Source organism: Lysinibacillus sp. JNUCC-52, assembly GCF_015999545.1.
GTDB lineage: Bacteria > Bacillota > Bacilli > Bacillales_A > Planococcaceae > Lysinibacillus.
Map to the genome: position 1 here is coordinate 2,669,467 of NZ_CP065546.1, position 18,220 is coordinate 2,687,686.

Below are 18,220 nucleotides of genomic sequence, written 5' to 3' on the forward strand. Positions count from 1 at the left end.
TTGAATTGTCAATCAATAAAACTTATATTTTCAGAATATTTATTAGAAGCCAGAAAGTATACTACTCCCTGGCTTCCTTTTATTATTTCTTTTCCTCACCATAATACCAAGTTGCCTTAAACTCAGACCAAAATGCTTCTGGTGTTATCGATTGTTGTAGTTGCTCCAACGCAAGCTCTCGTTCGATATGTTCTTTCACATCGTCATATGTAAAGGATTGACCTTCTATTACTTCTTGAACTTGCACAATTCCGTAATGTCCGTTGTCTAACTTAAATGCCTTACTAACCTCATTTGCTGATAAAGCTTTCGCTGCCTTCAAAATAGCTGGGTCAATATTGCCCTGCTTTTCAGTTAGGAAACCGATATCTCCACCTAAGCTTGCTGAAGCACTATCAATTGAAATTTCACGTGCAAGCACAGAAAAATCGGAGCCATTTTTCAGTTCACTTAACGCTTCTTCAGCAGCTTTCTTTGAATCCACCTCAATGAAATTCGTACGATAGCTTGTTTCAGTATTGTATAGCGCTTTGTTTTCTTCATAGTATTTTTGAATACTATCTTCTTTTATAACTACATCTTTAGTCAGTACTTTATCTAAAATTAGACCTGAGCGAATTTTTTGTTTTAGCTGCTCAGCTGATAAATTTTGCAATGCCGTATCAAATTTATCTTGAGCTGAACGCATTAACGCAAGCTCTAAATTAATTTCTTTATCAGACACTTTTATTTTATATTTATCAGCTGCCTTTTCCATAACCGATTCATTGACTAAATTTTGTAGTGTTTCTTTACCATAGCGTTCTTCCATAGCAATCATCCACTCTTGGCGAGTTATCACATCACCATCAACGGTAGCGACCTGTTCGTCGCTACCGATTTCCTTACCGTTATTCGGAATTAACCAAGCAATAAACCATAAAAAATTTCCTAAAAATAATATAGAGAAAACTATTAAAGCCGGCTTTGTTTTTAAACGGCGTTGCAATAAAGGCGTTTGGTTTGTTGAAGATGGTTGTGGTCTACGATTACGCGTTGAGCTCATCAATAAATCCTTCTAGTTCATCTTTTGAGAAATGGTACGTTTCTAAGCAGAAGTGACATTGCGCTTCAGCCTCTCCATCTTCATCAATCATTTCTTGGATTTCTTGTGAACCTAAGCCTAAAATTGCTGCTCCAAATCGCTCTTTTGAACATTGACATTTAAATTCAACCGGCATTGAATCTAAAATTTGGACTTTCCCTTCTCCTAATACAGCTTCTAAAATTTGCTCTGGTGTATAACCTTTTTCAATCATTTTTGAAACAGGTTCAATTGTTGCTAAATGCTGCTCGATTGCATCAATCGTTTCTTCTTCACAGCCTGGCATAAGCTGAAGAATAAAGCCACCCGCTGCAAGAATTGAATTATCTGGATTTACCAACACACCAAGTCCTACAGATGAAGGCACCTGTTCAGATGTAGCAAAATAGTAAGTAAAGTCTTCTGCAATTTCTCCTGATACAATCGGTGTTTGTCCAGAGAACATATCACGTAAGCCAAGGTCTTTTACTATCGTTAATGCACCTTCTGTTCCAACACCAGCTCGTACATCTAATTTGCCTTGCTCGTTTAAATCAAAATGCACATGAGGGTTTGTCACAAAACCACGCACTTCACCACGGGCGTTACTGTCAATCACCATAGGGCCGATTGGACCATTACCTTCCACTTTAATCGTAATTTTTTCTTCACCTTTTAACATTGCACCCATCATTACACCAGCAGTCATTGAACGACCAAGAGCTGCCGATACAACTGGCCATGTATTATGTCGACGTTGTGCTTCCCCTACTGTTTCTGTTGTACATGCGGCAAAAACACGCACTTGCCCATTAAAACCTAACCCACGAACTAAATAATCTTTCATAAATGAAAAGTCCCTCTTTTCTTATTGGTTGCGTTTATATAATTTATATAAACCCTTTAATGTTAAAAATGGATCGACTACATCAATAGCTTGCGTCTCTCCAGCAATTAAATTTGCTAGCCCACCTGTTGCAATAACAAGCGGCTCTTCCTTACTTTGTGCTTTCATGCGATTAACAATGCCCTCAACTTGTCCAACAAAACCATAAAAAATGCCCGCCTGCATTGCAGAAACGGTAGTTTTTCCAACAATATGTGGAGGACGTAGTATTTCAATACGCGGTAACCTAGCTGCCTGCGTATAAAGTGCCTCAGTTGAAATAGAAATTCCTGGTGCAATAGCGCCACCCATGTAATCGCCTTTTTCATTCAAATAACAATATGTTGTCGCTGTACCAAAATCCACAATAATTAACGGTGCTTTATAAGCATCTAATGCTGCTATTGCGTTTACAATACGATCTGAACCAACTTCACGAGGATTTTCATATTTTATATTCAATCCTGTTTTCACACCTGGTCCAACTACTAGTGGTTTTTTGTGAAAATACTTTTGACACATAGATTCTAATGAAAACATAATTGGTGGTACAACCGAGGATATAATAATGCCAGTAATTTGTTCAAATGAAATGCCTGCATGATTAAAAAAAGCTAATACTTGCATTGCATATTCGTCTTCTGTTTTGTGAAGATCTGTTACCATTCGCCAATGGAAAGCTAGCTGGTCATTGGTATCATAGACTCCCAATACTATATTTGAATTTCCTGCATCCAAAACTAAAATCATGGACGATGCCTCCATATCAAATTCACCTTTATGCCATATGCTAATTTGCATTATTTGTGCAAACCTACCTACAATGACTAGTCGCCCCTACTTTATATTAAAAAGGCTCAGTAATGAACACTAAATAAAGTTTGAACACTTTAGAAAATGATACCACACTTTTAAGACAATGAAACAGCATTCCTACTCACGATAAAAGGAGCTACTCAACATTTTAGCAAGTAGCTCCTTAAACATTATTTAAAATTAAATTTTTCAGGATCTGGACCGCAACGCAAGCCGTCGTTCATAGCATCTAACTGTGCCATTTCCTCATCTGTTAAAGCAAAATCAAAAACATGTAAGTTCTCAGTCATACGTGCTGGAGTCATTGTTTTTGGTATTGTGACAACATCATGCTGAACATCATATCGCAAAACGATTTGCGCTGGTGTTTTACTGTATTTACTTGCTAACTGTTGAATCAACTCTTCCTCTAACAAAGAACCATTCATTAACGGAGACCATGCTTCCACTTGAATACCGTGCTCTTTACAGAAGTGGCGCACTTCTTCTTGCGTTAAATGGGGATGGAACTCAATTTGATTAATAACTGGAATAACCGTCGTTTCTTTTAACAAAAGTTCTAAGTGATGCACATGGAAATTACTTACGCCTATTGAACGAACTCGTCCGTCCTGATAGATTTTTTCAAGCGCTTTATATGAATCGATATAATTCGTATCTAAACCTGGCCAATGAATTAAATATAAATCTAAATAATCTAAACCTAATTTTTCTAAACTACTATCATATGCAGCAAGTGTCTCTTCATAAGAAAGTCCGTCATTCCAAACTTTAGAAGTGATGAAAAGCTCATCGCGGGAAACTAGCCCTTCTTCAATTGCGGCACGGATTCCTCGCCCGACACTTTCCTCATTACGGTACACTTGCGCAGTATCTATACTACGATAGCCTTTTGCAATAGCTGTTTTAACAGCCTCAGCCAAATCATCTCCATCTGGCACACGGAATACGCCATAACCTACTAAAGGCATTTCTAGACCATTGTTCAATGTTACATTACCCATATCCAACACTCCTATCCATTACGCAAATGCATAATATACTATTTATATCCTAATGCTTCAGGCCAAAAAAAGGCAAAGAAAAAGACTGCTTATGAAATTCATAAGCAGTCTTTAACGTGATTACTCACGCTTTTCGTCGATTCCTTTTGGCGCATCATTTTGTTCCGAACCTTCTTTTGGTAGATCCGCTGTTGTTGGTGTTGGCGCATCACTTAGCAATTCTTTTTCAAGAACTGGCTTCCCGACTTTTTCTAATGACGGTTGTGCTTCAGCTTTTGGCGCTTCGTCTTCAACATTTTCCACCGCTTCTGGTTCTGGTAGGACACCATGATCACGTAAATGCTCAATTTCTTGCGCATTTAATGTTTCTTTCTCCATTAATGTATTCGCAATTAAATCAAGTAAATGACGTTTTTCTGTAAGGATTCGTTTAGTACGTTCGTATTGCGTATCGATAATTTTTTGCATTTCTTTATCGATTTCATAAGCAACTGAATCAGAGTAGTTTTGATCTGAATTGAAGTCACGACCAAGGAATACATTGCCACCTTGACTTGACCCAAATTGCATTGCTCCAAGATTTTCACTCATGCCATATTCTGTAACCATAGCACGTGCAATACTTGTTACCTTTTGGAAGTCATTATGAGCTCCAGTCGATACTTCGCCTAACACAATTTCCTCTGCCACACGACCACCAAGTAGTCCTGCGATACGGTCTAAAAGCTCTTGTTTCGTAGTGAAGAAACGTTCTTCCTTCGGCAACATAATTGCATAACCGCCCGCTTGACCGCGTGGGACAATCGTTACTTTATGAACTGTATCCGCTTCATCAAGTTCAAGACCTACTACAACGTGACCAGCTTCATGGAAGGATACAAGCTTTTTCTCTTTTGCTGAGTAAACACGGCTAGCTTTTGCTGGACCTGCGATTACACGGTCAGACGCCTCATCGATATCTGCCATATTAATCGAACGTTTACTTTTACGAGCTGCTACAAGTGCTGCCTCGTTTAATAAGTTTTCTAAATCGGCACCAGAGAAGCCTGGTGTACGTTGTGCTACAGCTGCTAAATCGACTGAATCCGATAAAGGCTTATTGCGTGCATGCACTTTTAGAATTGCTTCACGTCCTTTTACATCAGGATGTCCTACTGTAATTTGACGGTCAAAACGACCTGGACGTAATAACGCTTTATCTAAGATGTCTGGACGGTTTGTTGCTGCGATAATAATAATACCTTCGTTTGCACCGAAGCCATCCATTTCAACTAATAATTGGTTCAATGTTTGCTCACGTTCATCGTGACCACCGCCAAGACCAGCGCCACGTTGACGACCAACAGCATCAATTTCATCAATGAAAATGATACATGGAGCATTTTTCTTCGCATTTTCAAATAAATCACGTACACGTGAAGCCCCTACGCCGACAAACATTTCTACGAAGTCAGAACCTGAAATCGAGAAGAATGGTACGCCAGCTTCACCAGCAACTGCACGAGCAAGCAATGTTTTACCTGTACCTGGAGGACCTACAAGTAAGATACCTTTTGGAATACGAGCGCCAATTTCAGTGAATTTACGGTGATCTTTTAAGAAATCTACGACCTCTACAAGCTCAGCCTTCTCTTCATCTGCACCCGCTACATCAGTAAAACGGACTTTTTTCTTTTGGTCATCATAAAGCTTAGCTTTACTTTTACCAAAGCTCATTACTTTATTGCCGCCACCTTGAGATTGACTCATTAGGAAGAAGAATAAGAAGATAATAATGATGAATGGAATAATACCTGTAAAGAACTGTACCCATCCACTCGTTTCTGGTGCTTTCAAGAAATCTATATTGCTATTCTTATCCTTAGCAGCTGCATCGATTCGATCCATCAATGATTGGTTATCGCGGGGAAGGTTTACTGTGAAACTTTCGCCTTTTTCATAACCTTTCATCGTACCTTCAACAATATATACTGATTTATCAGGTTGAATTTTTGCTTCTGTAATTTCATTCTTATCAAGAGCTTCTAAAAACTCTGGGTAAGTAATTTCTTTCGTCGGCGAATTACCACCGTTGAAAGTACCAAATATACCAATGATCACTAGGAAAATCAGTAAATAGAATATGGTATATCGAAATATTCGATTCATCTCCAGCCTCCTCATTACAAACAGAAAAATTATAAGTAAAATCTTAACATATCATGATTTCATCATACAACGAAAAGCCTTACTTAAAAAAAGTTTCGTTAGAATTTTGTCGAAATCTAAACATATTTATTCCTACTAATTACAATCCCAGCGTATTTACACTTGGTGATTCCTTTTGGGCACAGCCTTTTATGTGTCCGAATTGAATAGTATTTTAACAATTCATCACCTGTGCATCCACTGGAGGCTTAACGCTGTTTTCACTCGGAAAACCAAGTGGATATTTAAGCATTAAAACGAATAAACTTCCGGTTTTAAAATACCGATGTATGGTAAGTTGCGGTATTTTTCCGCGTAGTCTAAACCATATCCAACTACAAAGCCATCTGGAACTTTGAAGCCAACATAATCAGCAGCAAGATTTACTTTTCGTCCTGACGGTTTGTCTAAAAGCGTAACAATTTTAATTGATTTTGCTTTACGATACTTAAATAAATCTACTAGGTAGCTAAGCGTTAATCCGCTATCGATGATGTCCTCGATAATTAATACGTCACGCCCTTCCACACTTGTATTTAAATCCTTTAAAATCTTTACTTCCCCAGATGAAACAGTAGCATTACCATAGCTAGAAACATCCATAAAATCTAGCTCAATGAAAGAATCGAAACGTTTCATTAAGTCTGTCATGAATGGCATCGCACCTTTAAGTACGCCAACAGCCAATGGGAATGAATCTTTATATTCCTCTGTTAATTGGGCACCTAGCACGGCGATTCTTTCTTGCAGTTGTTCTTCTGTAATCATAATTTTTTCGATGTCATTTTGTAACATATCGATTCCTCCTCGTGTTGTTTCAAAAATTTTCAACCTGTATGTAGGTGAAATATTTTACAAAGACCATTAGTCTACGATGAGCACTGTATCATCGCTTGGCTGCGGGGTTGTTGAAAAGTAAATCCCCATACGCACACCAATTACCGCTACGACCTCGTCAGATTGAGAAATCAGTAACGGCCAGCTATTTCGCTCATTTAAAGGAATCTTTTCATCTATAAAAAGGCGAGATAAACGTTTCGGCTTATCCATTCCTTTTAACAGCATTCGGTCTCCTTCCTTACGTGCCCTAATATAGAGTGGAAGTGTAAGTTTGTTAGCGTTAAAGTAAAAAAGTTGTGCAGAATCCGTAAGCAAATCAGGTGCCAATTCAGACAGACGAACGACAGATAGACGAATACCATTTATCATTATCGCCTCTCCATTAGCAGTTAAAACAAATCCTTTTTCTGGATAAATCTCACTTTCTAATGAATTGCTTTTTTGAATCGTCAATTTGCCATAACGGCGAACTGCTATAAAACCTTCTGGCAAGTGAATTTCAGCATACCCAGATGTTGTTTCACAAAGCTTTGAAAGCGAAGTTAAAATAGCATAACTTTGTATCGTATTTGAATCTTTGTAAAGATAGTTTAATAGTATTAAAATGAGCCTCCTTTGTAAAGCAGGTGCTACCATTTCAAACGCTTCTATCTCCATACTATACATATTTCCATTGTATATTTTTACTGTTTTTGAAAATATGTCTTGTGCAAGGGTCATTAAGTACGCATCATCCTCTTGCAAATGCTTTGTAAAACGACTCGTCTGCTCAGCTACACGTGGGTTTTCCGCCTCCAATAGTGGTACTACGTGGTGTCTAAAGCGATTTCTTACGTAGGAATCTTTCGTATTGCTCGCGTCTTCACGATAATTCAAGCCTTGCTTCTGTAAATATTCCCTTATTTCAGACTTTGTAACCGTTAAAAACGGACGAATTAATGATTTTCCTTCAAAAAAACGCTGTGAGCGAATACCTTGCATACTATTCATCGTGGCATTTTTCGTCAAGGCCATTAATACTGACTCCAGTTGGTCGTCCGCATGATGTGCAGTTACAAGCTTGGTTGCCATCGTTGTATGTATGATTTCACCAAAATAACGATAACGTTCTCTACGGCAAATTAGCTGCGAGTTGCCATTTTCTGATGCTAAAATTTCTGGAATTGGAATCGCTGTTGAATGCAATGTAATGCCGTATTTATCACAATAATTTTGCACAAAAGCTCGATCCTCTGCTGAAGCCTCACCTCTTAACATATGATCGACATGCACTGCCTCGATTTCAATCCCCCATTGTTCTTTTGTTTTAATAAAGTAATGGAGTAGCGCCATAGAATCTACACCACCCGAAACGGCGATGAGAAGATGATCGTCTTGCTGTAGTAGTTGCTCTTCATCAATAAATTGTTTGACCTTTAATTCAAATGACAAACGCTTCTCCTCCCCTTTTCGTTCTCTTTTATGAAGACTGGCTCATGGAATATTGGACTGGTTTAAATACCGCCCATGTTGGTACGACGTGGGTAACTTCTAACATTAACACTGTACAGTCATCTTCTATTTCATAATACGATTGGAAGGACTGCATAATCGTTGTTAATTTATCTTGAATTGTTTTATTTGTGCTTGCTACCTGTTGTGCGAACGCTAAAAACGCTTCTTCCTGTTCATCCCAGTCGGCGACACTTGAAAACAGACCGTCTGAATGCATAAGAATGACATCGCCTGCCTTAAGCTTTCTTTTTTCAGCTTCTACTGCTGAGATCGACAAAAAGCCAACTGGTGCTGCGTTACTTTCTACTTTCAATACCTCTTTACCACGTAAAATATAGGTGGACATGCCTCCCGCCTTCCACGACCATAAGTCACCATGTTGTAAATCCACAAGAGCAAAATCAAGCGTTGCGTACATATCGTCTTGTTGCTTTAGTGACATCACATAATGCAAAGTATGCATAGCCGTCTCAGGATTCATATTGAAATTCAAGCATTCCCGCATTAAATGAATCAATTTTCTACTTTCATGCTGTGCTTCTTTACTCTGTCCCATACCATCGGACAATAATATCGCAAATAGCCCTGGATGCAATTGGAACAGTGCGTGTGAGTCACCAGAATACAATGTTGCATCTTTTGACATGCTATATATATCATACTCTACTTCAAAGCTAATAGCTGACCTAAAGCTTACTTGTATGTGACGAAATGGTACATCGCACTCGACTACCTTTTCAATTTCGAATGGCTCATCAAAAGTATCATATAAAATCGGTAAAATCATACGCTCCGCCAGTGTCGTGTCCTCTTCCCAGTCGACACGTGCAGGTGCTAATGCACATACGATTTTTCGTGCTCCCGCCTTATTGCTTAGCACATCAAGTTGAAAACATTCTATATGGGCATCTTTTAATCGTTGAACAATATCCTTCTCCACACTAACAAATGAAATTGTTTCTTCTTTCATCTCAGCGATAAGCTGATTAAGATGATTACTCATATCACGTAGTTGTAATGCAATCATTTTTTTACCGTGAAAATACTGGCCATTTATTCGTTCTCTATAAAGCTCCGTATCCAGCTCCTCGAATATTTTCGTTGATTTAACGCATTTATAACGTATTTGTTCTTCCACTCGATGGATAGCAGACTCTTTCCCTACGCCTTTCATATGAAACCAATCCGTCATTAGCTTGTCCATGCCGTTATTTTGTGCTCCCCAGCATCGATCATGACGGAAACAGCTTAAACAAGTATTCATAGGGGAAACTTCTTCCTTCACCGCTACAGGAGCCGTCATAAAGCGTTCAAAGACTAATTCTTTCATGAAATGAACGAAGTGTTGAAAGTGCTCTAGCTTAAATGTAACATGCTCTGTCAACCAATGCTGCCTTGCTAATAAAACTTCTTCTCGTTGTGGAAAAAGCTTATGCCGTACTTTATCTGAATAGCTTTTAGGAATAACTAAAAAAGCAATACTGCCTAAAGCTATGGAAGTGAAATACACACTATCTAAAGGTAATGTTGCATCATAAAATAGAAAAAACACACTTGGCAAAATACTACCAATCGCCACGCCAAATCTTCCTGCACGTGCTGCCATACCTGCACAAAGACCTGTTAAGGTAATGACCGATAGCATGCCTGTAAATGATAGCTTAGCCACTCCGATAAGCGTTCCAAGTATCGCTCCTATAACTGTTGCTAGTGGCACACTTCCTACAAATGCACCGAAGCAAATTAGAACTTGCAATAAAAAAATCGGCAACGAGAAATAGCTAATGACGACCGCTTGCATCCCCGTTAGCATGGCAGCAAATACAACTAACGCCGAACCTAGCCGCTCATATGTCCAATTACTTGTAAACCATTCATAAGAGTTGATGAAGAGCACTTGCATAAATAACGTCATAATAAGCGCTAAAGCTACCTCACAACCTACATAAAATTGTACAAGCACTGGCGGAAGACCTTGATACATTATGCCCTGCCACAGCACTTGTACGCTTAGTACAGCAAGGGATACGGCAATGCTTTGGGGGAGTCGCCAATATCGGAAACGCATTATACACTCGTACATGCCTATTTGTAATGCTAGAATGAGGACTTGTCCAAAACCTAGGAAATAGCAGCCTATTAAACCGCCAAATAATACGAATTTCGCATACTCTTTATATTTACTGCGAATAATCGCCCAAAAAGGGACAGAGAAAGGTACAGCTGCTTCAAACACAACAGATTGAGCTAAAAAAAAGGCTGTTAAAAAAAATAGGGAACCTATAAACAATTGCCTTTTTCTCGCCCCCGATTTTTGGTCGTCTACATTCACTGTTTCATACCATTCAACACTCGTCATTTCATAATCCCCTTTCTACACTTTTTCGTTATTATAAGAAATTATGTGTGGAAAGATTGTCTGACGATGGCAAAAAAAAATATAAACATTTCGACGAATACATATGCATAAATACGATAATTGTCAGTAACTACTAAAAAAATGGGTAGCTGCGCATATTTGCAGTAAATATTTTTCGCAATATTCCAACATTAACTGTATTTATGGTACTAATGTCAATATTCGCGTACAAATAATTCCTTTCTTTGTCTATTCATTAAGCTAATACACGTTTTTTCAACTTTATTAGATTTTTATTAAACTTTTTTCATAAAGATATTGACACTTTGTTTAATGGATTGTATTATTTAACTTGTCCTTTAAAAAGACATGCGGAAGTAGTTCAGTGGTAGAACACCACCTTGCCAAGGTGGGGGTCGCGAGTTCGAACCTCGTCTTCCGCTCCAATAAAGTTTGGCGGCCTAGCTCAGCTGGCTAGAGCGTACGGTTCATACCCGTAAGGTCGGGGGTTCGATCCCCTCGGCCGCCACCATATTTGGCCCCTTGGTCAAGCGGTTAAGACACCGCCCTTTCACGGCGGTAACACGGGTTCGAATCCCGTAGGGGTCATACATATAAAAACGTCTCAGAAGCACTTCTGAGACGTTTTTTCTTGTTTTAAACCTAATACGTCAGCATTTTAGTATGCCTACCTTCTCATCTTATGGCATACTAATTATAAAATGCACGTGTTACTAGGAGGTTCACTTTCTTTGGGTTCATTAACTAAAGCTGCTTTAACATGCGGGAGTGGCTCAATGATCATTCTCGTATCAATACTTATTAACTTACCCTTCGTCATTCAAATTTTCTTACTTTTTGCAGGCCTCATTATAAGCGTATATGGTGTGTACTTACTCGTAAAAATGGTCACTAATCCTGTGGAGAAGACGCCTGAAACACCACCAGAGAAGCCTGTATCAGCTCCGAAAAAGAAAAAAGGGCCCACTTCAACTTTATAGGTATACTCTCTCCATTCTCGGACTTTGTAGAGTGTAAACACCCCGTCGATTAGCGTTCCATTCGCTCCATTTGTACAGGTACGGCACTTTTCTGGTGACTACTAGACAAAGCCATTTGCTGCTTGCGCTATTCTCGCAGAAATGTCGCACCTACCCAAAGGAAGAGGAAAGACATATTTGGCGTCGCGCGTCGCCAATTAAATACTTTAGGTCAATCACACGTAATTTCTACTACATGAAATTACGTTTTTTAATGTCATAATACTTATGCCCTCAGCAACCGTATACCATTTTTGCTTCCAAATAAAAAAAGATTAGCCTTTGTCATAAACAAAAGCTAATCCCCGTTCTATTTAATACACTTTTTCTACGATTAAAACAGTCAGCAAACTACCCTCTTCTAGCCCCGCGACCACCACGTTTTGACTCTGTAGCACGTTTTAATGTTGCTAGACGTTCATCACTATCTTTTAAGAAACGTGCCATTTTTTGCTCAAAGTTTTCCTTCGGCTGATGGCGTTCGTTACGATCATTAGAACGATTGTCACGACGCGGACGTTGAGGACGCTCTGGTCTCTCAGCTTGAGGCTTTGCTTTACGAATCGAAAGACCAATCTTTCCATCCGCTTCAACATTCATCACTTTTACTTCAACTTCATCTCCAACTTTTAGATGCTCATTGATATCTTTTACATAATTGTCAGCAACTTCACTGATGTGTACTAAGCCTGTTTTGCCGTCTGGCAGCTCAACGAATGCTCCAAAATTTGTGATTCCTGTTACTTTACCTTGTACCTTGCTGCCTACTTCAATTGACATAAAAAAAATGCTCCTCCTTAAAAATTAAGCGACTCTTTTGAGCCATGTAATCAATTTAATCAAACTTTTTACTTCAATAAGTTTCTCTTTTCATTATATATAACTAAAAAAGAGTGTCAACAATACATAGCTTATCAGTCGTCTTTTTTATCTTCCTTCTCAGGAATAATGAAAATAATTTCACCTTCCTCAGATAAGAAGTACTCTTTGCGTAATAACTTTGCAATATACTCATCATCTTCTAATTGTTTGATTTTAAGATTTAGTGAATCCTGCTCATCTTTTACCTTTACCAAATGCTGAGTTGCCTCTTGTTTTTTCTGTTCTTTTTCAGCTAGCGTCTCCGATTGATGGACTAGAACATTTATGAGGAAGGCGATAATGACGACCGGCACAACCGCAAAAAAGACAATTCGGCGCAATTTTCGTTTACGCGATTGCATTTTACGATTCATAGCTTTATCCGTGTTACGGACATAGTCATTATCAAGCTTGGTGTAGTTTTGTTGTTCATTTTTTGATGAATGACGTTTAGTCATGCCCGCACCTCCGAAGTTATTGTTGTCTTTTATTATACTTGATATATCGAAATTTTTTAAATAAAGTGTAGGACAAATACGAATAAATTTTGACAAAAGGTCTTAAGACGAATGCACCAATTTTCATAAATATGTGTAGGATTTGTCGAATAATAGCGATTATTAAACGTACGATAAACCAAAATGGTTTCCATGTTATATTCACTATTATACGCGCAACGAAACGTAAGAAGCTTTGAAAAAAGGTCTGATATAAAAATATACCCGCAATCTGCGCAAGCGGGTCGTATGCCCGCCATGCGCCATCTTTTAGCCAAAATAATAAATAATACGTTAACCCTCCTAGTAGAATCCAAGTCAATAATTCTAAAACCATCATCCACTTTCGGAGGCTTGACCTTTTGGGAGTTGAAAAAACAATGAGCCTTACACTATCAATAATAAATCCAACTGCGATACCGCTCACAACCATGACTAATAGCTGAACGAATTGCTGGCTAACAATCATCCAAACAATTTATGAAGGAAACCTTTCGAGAAGCCACTTTCCTCCTCGTCATACTGCAAGGTTTTTACAGTTCCTTCAAGTGTCAATAACCCTTTGTCAACATCTAAGTGAACGATATGCAGTTCCTCTCCACGAATCAATAAATGCCCTTGGGACGTCTTAATAAAAAACTCTTCCTGATCAAAGCGTTCAATTGATTTTACAGAAGTCATGTCCATTCTTTTACGATTACGAATCGTTAAAATATGTTCTCCAGATGGAATTGTGTAACGATTACTTTCTTGATGTAGCGTCATTTTTTTCCTCCTTTAGTCGTCCTAGCTTCTGTTCACTTTATGCGGACAACCTTAAAAGCATGACAAACTTTATGAAAGTTGCCTTACTTTTATTAGGAAAAATTTATAACATTACTATCGAGCACGCTTAAATTCAGAGACCTCTAAATTAATCCTCGTCATCAATAAATTCAGGCTCCACCTTTTCAAGACGCTCTTCTTTTAAAATTGTGAACATCTTTGCTGCATCTTCTTTTTTAACAGTGTCACGTAATTCTTCTACACGAGCTGTTACAATTTTTTGGCCAAAACGAATAGCTAGCTCGTCACCAGCCTTTACACTACTACTAGCCTTTGCTACTTTGCTATTAATTGTGATACGTCCTTGGTCAGCGACTTCTTTTGCTAACGTACGTCGTTTTATTAATCTTGAAACTTTTAAATATTTATCTAATCGCATTTTATTACTCCTTCTCAAGTTGCTTTGCTTCAAGCCAAAAAGCATCTAATTGTTCTAGTGTATAATCTGAAAATGGCTTACCGCTAGCCTTTACTTTCGCTTCTACATAGCCAAAGCGTCTTGCAAATTTCTCATTTGCATGTAACATGGCCTCTTCTGGTGATAGCTTATAAAAACGAGCTAAATTCACGAGTGTAAATAACACATCTCCAAATTCATCGAGGCGCGTCATATTAGACCCTTTCGCCACTTCATGTCGGAATTCCTGCCACTCTTCTGCGAACTTATCCCATGCACCATCTACATCAGGCCAATCAAAACCAACTTTAGCCGCCCTTTTTTGATAATTGTACGCTGTTTGCAATGCAGATGAAGCACGGTATTCCTCTTTTAATAACGGCTTGTCACTAATACCTTTTTCTTCAGCCTTTATCGCTTCCCAATTAGCAACAACACCGTCTGCATCTTCAACTGACACATCTCCAAATACATGTGGATGACGACGAATCATCTTTTCACTAACGGAAGCCAACACGTCCTCTAACGTGAAATAGCCTTGATCTTCTCCGATTTGCGCATGTAGAAATACTTGTAATAACACATCCCCAAGCTCTTCAATCATTGCAAAATCATCCTCTGCATCTACAGCGGCTAAATATTCATGTGCTTCCTCTAGTAAATATTTCTTTAATGATTCATGTGTTTGCTTTTGATCCCAAGGACAGCCATTTGGTCCACGCAAAGTAGCAATAATTTGACGGAAAGTTGTCCAATCACGTAACGCTTCCTCCTGTGAAGTCACTGGTGGCACATATACTGTTGTTAAATTATTTACTTCAACGCTTTGGTCAAGCTCATATAGCGGAACTGTCACTAGCTTCTCTTGTGAGGAACCTGCTGCTGTAACGACCGTTACTGGATATTCATCATCATATTTCTCCATTAATGTCAGCTTCACTTCCGACGCACTGAATGTATCATATACTTGCGCAATTAAAATGTGCTGGCGCATATTAATGTCATGCATAGAAAAGCTCGTACCATCCAGTAATTGAAAGCCCTCAATTGGATCAATTTTTAATGCACCAAAAATCGGGTCTAAGAAGCTCTGACCACCTTCTATTACTACATTGACCTGACCTTCTTCCGCCGCTTGAATAAGTAGCTGCACAGTTTGCTCTGCAACTAGCGGATGACCAGGTACAGCATACATTACATCGCCCATTGAAGTGGCCTCGATTAATCTTTGTGCAATTTCTTCATATACTGGCTGGAATGTACCATGCTTTTCATATACAGCATCAAAGCTTTCAAATTGTAAGCCTTCGTTCGCTAACTCCTCTAGTACAGGGTGATCGACCGTCCGAACAAACAATTTATTTGCCGCTTTTAATTTTTTATAAACACCCATTTGCAGTTGATTGAAATCACCCGCACCAAGGCCAATTATCGTTAATGTATTCAATAACTCCACCTACTTCTTTCTATTTAACCATAGTTGATAAACAGCCATTCTACGACCAAAAGGCAGTAGATACCATTCCTTTTCAACAAGTACTCGTAGCTTTGCGATGCAAGTAATCATCACAACGGCGCCAATACAAACCGCACTAAAGCCAGCTCCCACTGCGACAAGGCGTTCAGATAAAAAGCCTTGTAACAAAGTAGGGACAAATCGTAGCCACACTATTACGACCACTGCCATACATAATGAGGCAACACTAATTTTTTGATAAAAGCTTGCTGGTGCCAATTGAATACCTGTTATTTTCTTTAAATACAGTACGAGCGCTAATGCTGTCAACAAAAGACCCACATTATTAGCAACAGCAGCTCCGAGAACACCCATCGGTTCAATTGTAAACACATTTAGCACTACTTTTAATAAAAAGCCTATTAATAAAAATACAGCTGGTATTTTTAATTTTCCATAACCTTGCAAAATCGCTGTAAATGTCAAAATAATTGACAATGGTACAATTTGTAGGACATATAGCATGAGTACTTCTGACAGTGCATCTGTTTTAAATAGCATGGCATTAATATAAGGCATAACAAGTATTAGCCCTAGGGAAGCTGCCCAGCCAAACAATACCGATGCTCTATACGTAAGCTGTATAAACGGCATTGCGCTTCGGCCATTTTGCTTGTTAGACATATGTGCAACAAGGGGCACAATGGCAAGCGATAACGAGGAAGCAATAACAACCCCTAGCTGTACCAATGGTTGTCCTCGATCATAAATGCCTTTTGTTTCCTTTGCTATTGTCTCATCCATCCCACTATCTATTAGTAGTGAAAAAATAGTAAATGAATCGACAAGCTGATAGCCTAGCAATAATAAACTACTCATACTTACACTTAAACTAAGTAATGTTACTTCTTTTAACACAGGCAAGCTTGCAAGTCGTTGTTGTTGTTTGCCAATAAATGAACCAAAGCGTTTTCTAAAAAGAAACGCAATTAATAATAAGCCAACTACTTCTCCAACGACGGTTCCAATAATAGCCATTTGCCCTGCCCCATAAAGGGATTTTGTTGTTGACATTATGATAAACGTTCCAGCTAAAATGACAGAAACTCTTACCGTTTGCTCCAATACTTGTGCATAAGCAATAGGCTCCATAATTCCTCTCGATTGGAAGCCCCCCTTAAAAACAGCAAGTGCTGGCATTACTAATACAATAAAAGATCCTGTTCGTAGTAATGGCGCAAGGCTGGTATCACCCATCATTGTTGCTAAAACATCTGCTCCAACAAATAAAATACCAAAAAATATAAAAGATAAAACTGTTAAATAGCGGAAAATAATCCGCATTATACTTCGTCTTTTCTGTGTACGTTCTTCCTCATTTACTATACAATCATTATCTGCAAGCATTTTTGAAATGGCTACAGCAAAACCACTTGACGTCCATACTACAAAGATAGATATGACAGGATACACTTGTTGGTAAATGTAAAATCCCTCGTCACCAACTAGATTTTGAAAAGGTACACGATAAATTGCGCTTAACACTTTCACAATAAGGGCAGCAATGGTTAATAATGCCGCTCCCTTCATGTAACTTTTCATACCAAATCGTTCCGACATAAATTGTCCTCTTTCCTTCATTTAACAATGCCAATAGTATAGCATACCTCAAAAGTATGACGCTCACGTTAACACTGTTTCCGCTATCGGCACAGTATTATGTATACAAAAAAAGTTATTGTTCACCCTAAAAGAGTCATGACAATAACTTTCGATGTTCATCAATTATTCATTTGTTTAGATAAGAAATTAGCAGCTGTTTCCACTACTTTTACTTCTACTTCGCCTACAAAATGGACTTTAGATAAAACAATGATACAACCAATTGGATCACCATTTACCATGATTGGTGTTGCACAATATGATTTTACTTGCTCATATTGTCCAGGAACAATCTCAATAGTTGTTTCCATTTTCTCAATTTTTGTTGAACGCTCGTCCATAAAACCTTCTGCAAAAGAGGTAATACGGCGATTAATATATTCTTTCTTGCCAATCCCTGCAACAGCGATTACTTCGTCTCTGTCTGTTACAAACGCTGGAGTGCCTAGCGTTTCATACAATGTTTCTACATACTCACGTGCGAATTCTCCTAAATCATTAATTGGAGAATACTTTTTCAAAATGATTTCACCTTCACGGTCCGTATAAATTTCTAACGGGTCACCTTCACGAATACGTAGCGTTCTACGAATTTCCTTCGGTATTACCACACGTCCTAAATCATCTATACGACGAACAATTCCTGTTGCTTTCATGCTAAACTGCCTCGCTTTCGTATTCATTAAAATTTTTCTACAACAATAGTATGGTTTTTCTTAAGACAATCTATGCAAAAAATGAACGAAAAGGATTTTGAATCCAACATTATTTTTTTTAATAAAAATTTGTCTTTTCATACAATAAGGCTGAACTTGCCAATTTGTCAACAAGTT

17 protein-coding genes and 3 tRNA genes are annotated in these 18,220 nt (G+C 38.4%); 4 read left to right on the forward strand and 16 right to left on the reverse strand.

Going from position 1 to position 18,220, the window contains the following annotated elements:
- Positions 1–82: 82 nt before the first annotated feature.
- The 8 genes from JNUCC52_RS13165 to JNUCC52_RS13200 all read right to left on the reverse strand — a co-directional run bounded on the left by JNUCC52_RS13165 (position 83) and on the right by JNUCC52_RS13200 (position 10,649).
- On the reverse strand, positions 83–1,045 hold the full coding sequence (locus tag JNUCC52_RS13165; protein WP_228134272.1) for a peptidyl-prolyl cis-trans isomerase: 963 nt from the start codon (positions 1,043–1,045) through the stop codon (positions 83–85).
- Positions 1,029–1,910, reverse strand: a complete 882-nt coding sequence (hslO, locus tag JNUCC52_RS13170) for an Hsp33 family molecular chaperone HslO (protein ID WP_228134271.1) — start codon at positions 1,908–1,910, stop codon at positions 1,029–1,031. Before hslO ends, JNUCC52_RS13165 begins: the two co-directional genes overlap by 17 nt.
- 21 nt (positions 1,911–1,931) lie before the next feature.
- Positions 1,932–2,699: a type III pantothenate kinase gene (locus JNUCC52_RS13175; RefSeq protein ID WP_337980133.1), complete on the reverse strand. Its 768-nt coding sequence runs from the start codon at positions 2,697–2,699 to the stop codon at positions 1,932–1,934.
- Positions 2,700–2,935: 236 nt separating this feature from the next.
- On the reverse strand, positions 2,936–3,769 hold the full coding sequence (locus tag JNUCC52_RS13180; RefSeq protein WP_337980134.1) for an aldo/keto reductase: 834 nt from the start codon (positions 3,767–3,769) through the stop codon (positions 2,936–2,938).
- A 120-nt stretch (positions 3,770–3,889) separates the two neighbouring features.
- Entirely contained in the window at positions 3,890–5,917 is a 2,028-nt protein-coding gene (gene ftsH / locus JNUCC52_RS13185) for an ATP-dependent zinc metalloprotease FtsH (protein WP_228134268.1), read from the reverse strand.
- A 291-nt stretch (positions 5,918–6,208) separates the two neighbouring features.
- The gene (hpt, locus tag JNUCC52_RS13190) at positions 6,209–6,751 is read right to left on the reverse strand and encodes a hypoxanthine phosphoribosyltransferase (RefSeq protein WP_228134267.1); all 543 of its coding nucleotides are present in this window, start codon (positions 6,749–6,751) and stop codon (positions 6,209–6,211) included.
- Between the two features lie 69 nt (positions 6,752–6,820).
- The gene (gene tilS / locus JNUCC52_RS13195; RefSeq protein ID WP_228134266.1) at positions 6,821–8,227 is read right to left on the reverse strand and encodes a tRNA lysidine(34) synthetase TilS; all 1,407 of its coding nucleotides are present in this window, start codon (positions 8,225–8,227) and stop codon (positions 6,821–6,823) included.
- 28 nt (positions 8,228–8,255) lie between these two features.
- Positions 8,256–10,649: a SpoIIE family protein phosphatase gene (locus JNUCC52_RS13200; protein WP_228134265.1), complete on the reverse strand. Its 2,394-nt coding sequence runs from the start codon at positions 10,647–10,649 to the stop codon at positions 8,256–8,258.
- Between the two features lie 371 nt (positions 10,650–11,020).
- Here JNUCC52_RS13200 and JNUCC52_RS13205 point away from each other — a divergent pair.
- The 4 genes from JNUCC52_RS13205 (at position 11,021) to JNUCC52_RS13220 (ending at position 11,650) form a co-directional block, all read left to right on the forward strand.
- Positions 11,021–11,095 (forward strand) — tRNA-Gly (locus JNUCC52_RS13205).
- Between the two features lie 9 nt (positions 11,096–11,104).
- A tRNA-Met gene (locus tag JNUCC52_RS13210) sits at positions 11,105–11,181 on the forward strand.
- 5 nt (positions 11,182–11,186) lie between these two features.
- Positions 11,187–11,258, forward strand: a tRNA-Glu gene (locus tag JNUCC52_RS13215).
- A 143-nt stretch (positions 11,259–11,401) separates the two neighbouring features.
- Positions 11,402–11,650: a hypothetical protein gene (locus JNUCC52_RS13220; RefSeq protein ID WP_228134264.1), complete on the forward strand. Its 249-nt coding sequence runs from the start codon at positions 11,402–11,404 to the stop codon at positions 11,648–11,650.
- Between the two features lie 390 nt (positions 11,651–12,040).
- Here the strand turns inward: JNUCC52_RS13220 and JNUCC52_RS13225 are convergent, their stop codons facing one another.
- From JNUCC52_RS13225 to spoVT, 8 genes are all read right to left on the reverse strand, one after another.
- Positions 12,041–12,469, reverse strand: a complete 429-nt coding sequence (locus JNUCC52_RS13225) for a S1 domain-containing RNA-binding protein (protein WP_024362602.1) — start codon at positions 12,467–12,469, stop codon at positions 12,041–12,043.
- 134 nt (positions 12,470–12,603) lie between these two features.
- The gene (locus JNUCC52_RS13230) at positions 12,604–13,008 is read right to left on the reverse strand and encodes an FtsB family cell division protein (protein ID WP_228134263.1); all 405 of its coding nucleotides are present in this window, start codon (positions 13,006–13,008) and stop codon (positions 12,604–12,606) included.
- A 16-nt stretch (positions 13,009–13,024) separates the two neighbouring features.
- Positions 13,025–13,516, reverse strand: coding sequence for a spore cortex biosynthesis protein YabQ (gene yabQ, locus JNUCC52_RS13235; protein WP_337980135.1), 492 nt, complete (start codon positions 13,514–13,516; stop codon positions 13,025–13,027).
- On the reverse strand, positions 13,513–13,812 hold the full coding sequence (yabP, locus tag JNUCC52_RS13240; protein WP_004229167.1) for a sporulation protein YabP: 300 nt from the start codon (positions 13,810–13,812) through the stop codon (positions 13,513–13,515). Before yabP ends, yabQ begins: the two co-directional genes overlap by 4 nt.
- Before the next feature lie 148 nt (positions 13,813–13,960).
- Positions 13,961–14,251, reverse strand: a complete 291-nt coding sequence (locus tag JNUCC52_RS13245; RefSeq protein ID WP_228134262.1) for an RNA-binding S4 domain-containing protein — start codon at positions 14,249–14,251, stop codon at positions 13,961–13,963.
- 4 nt (positions 14,252–14,255) lie between these two features.
- The gene (gene yabN, locus JNUCC52_RS13250) at positions 14,256–15,716 is read right to left on the reverse strand and encodes a bifunctional methyltransferase/pyrophosphohydrolase YabN (RefSeq protein ID WP_337980136.1); all 1,461 of its coding nucleotides are present in this window, start codon (positions 15,714–15,716) and stop codon (positions 14,256–14,258) included.
- A gap of 9 nt (positions 15,717–15,725) precedes the next feature.
- Positions 15,726–17,345: a putative polysaccharide biosynthesis protein gene (locus JNUCC52_RS13255; RefSeq protein ID WP_337980137.1), complete on the reverse strand. Its 1,620-nt coding sequence runs from the start codon at positions 17,343–17,345 to the stop codon at positions 15,726–15,728.
- A gap of 161 nt (positions 17,346–17,506) precedes the next feature.
- On the reverse strand, positions 17,507–18,043 hold the full coding sequence (gene spoVT, locus JNUCC52_RS13260) for a stage V sporulation protein T (RefSeq protein ID WP_024362596.1): 537 nt from the start codon (positions 18,041–18,043) through the stop codon (positions 17,507–17,509).
- Positions 18,044–18,220: the final 177 nt, after the last annotated feature.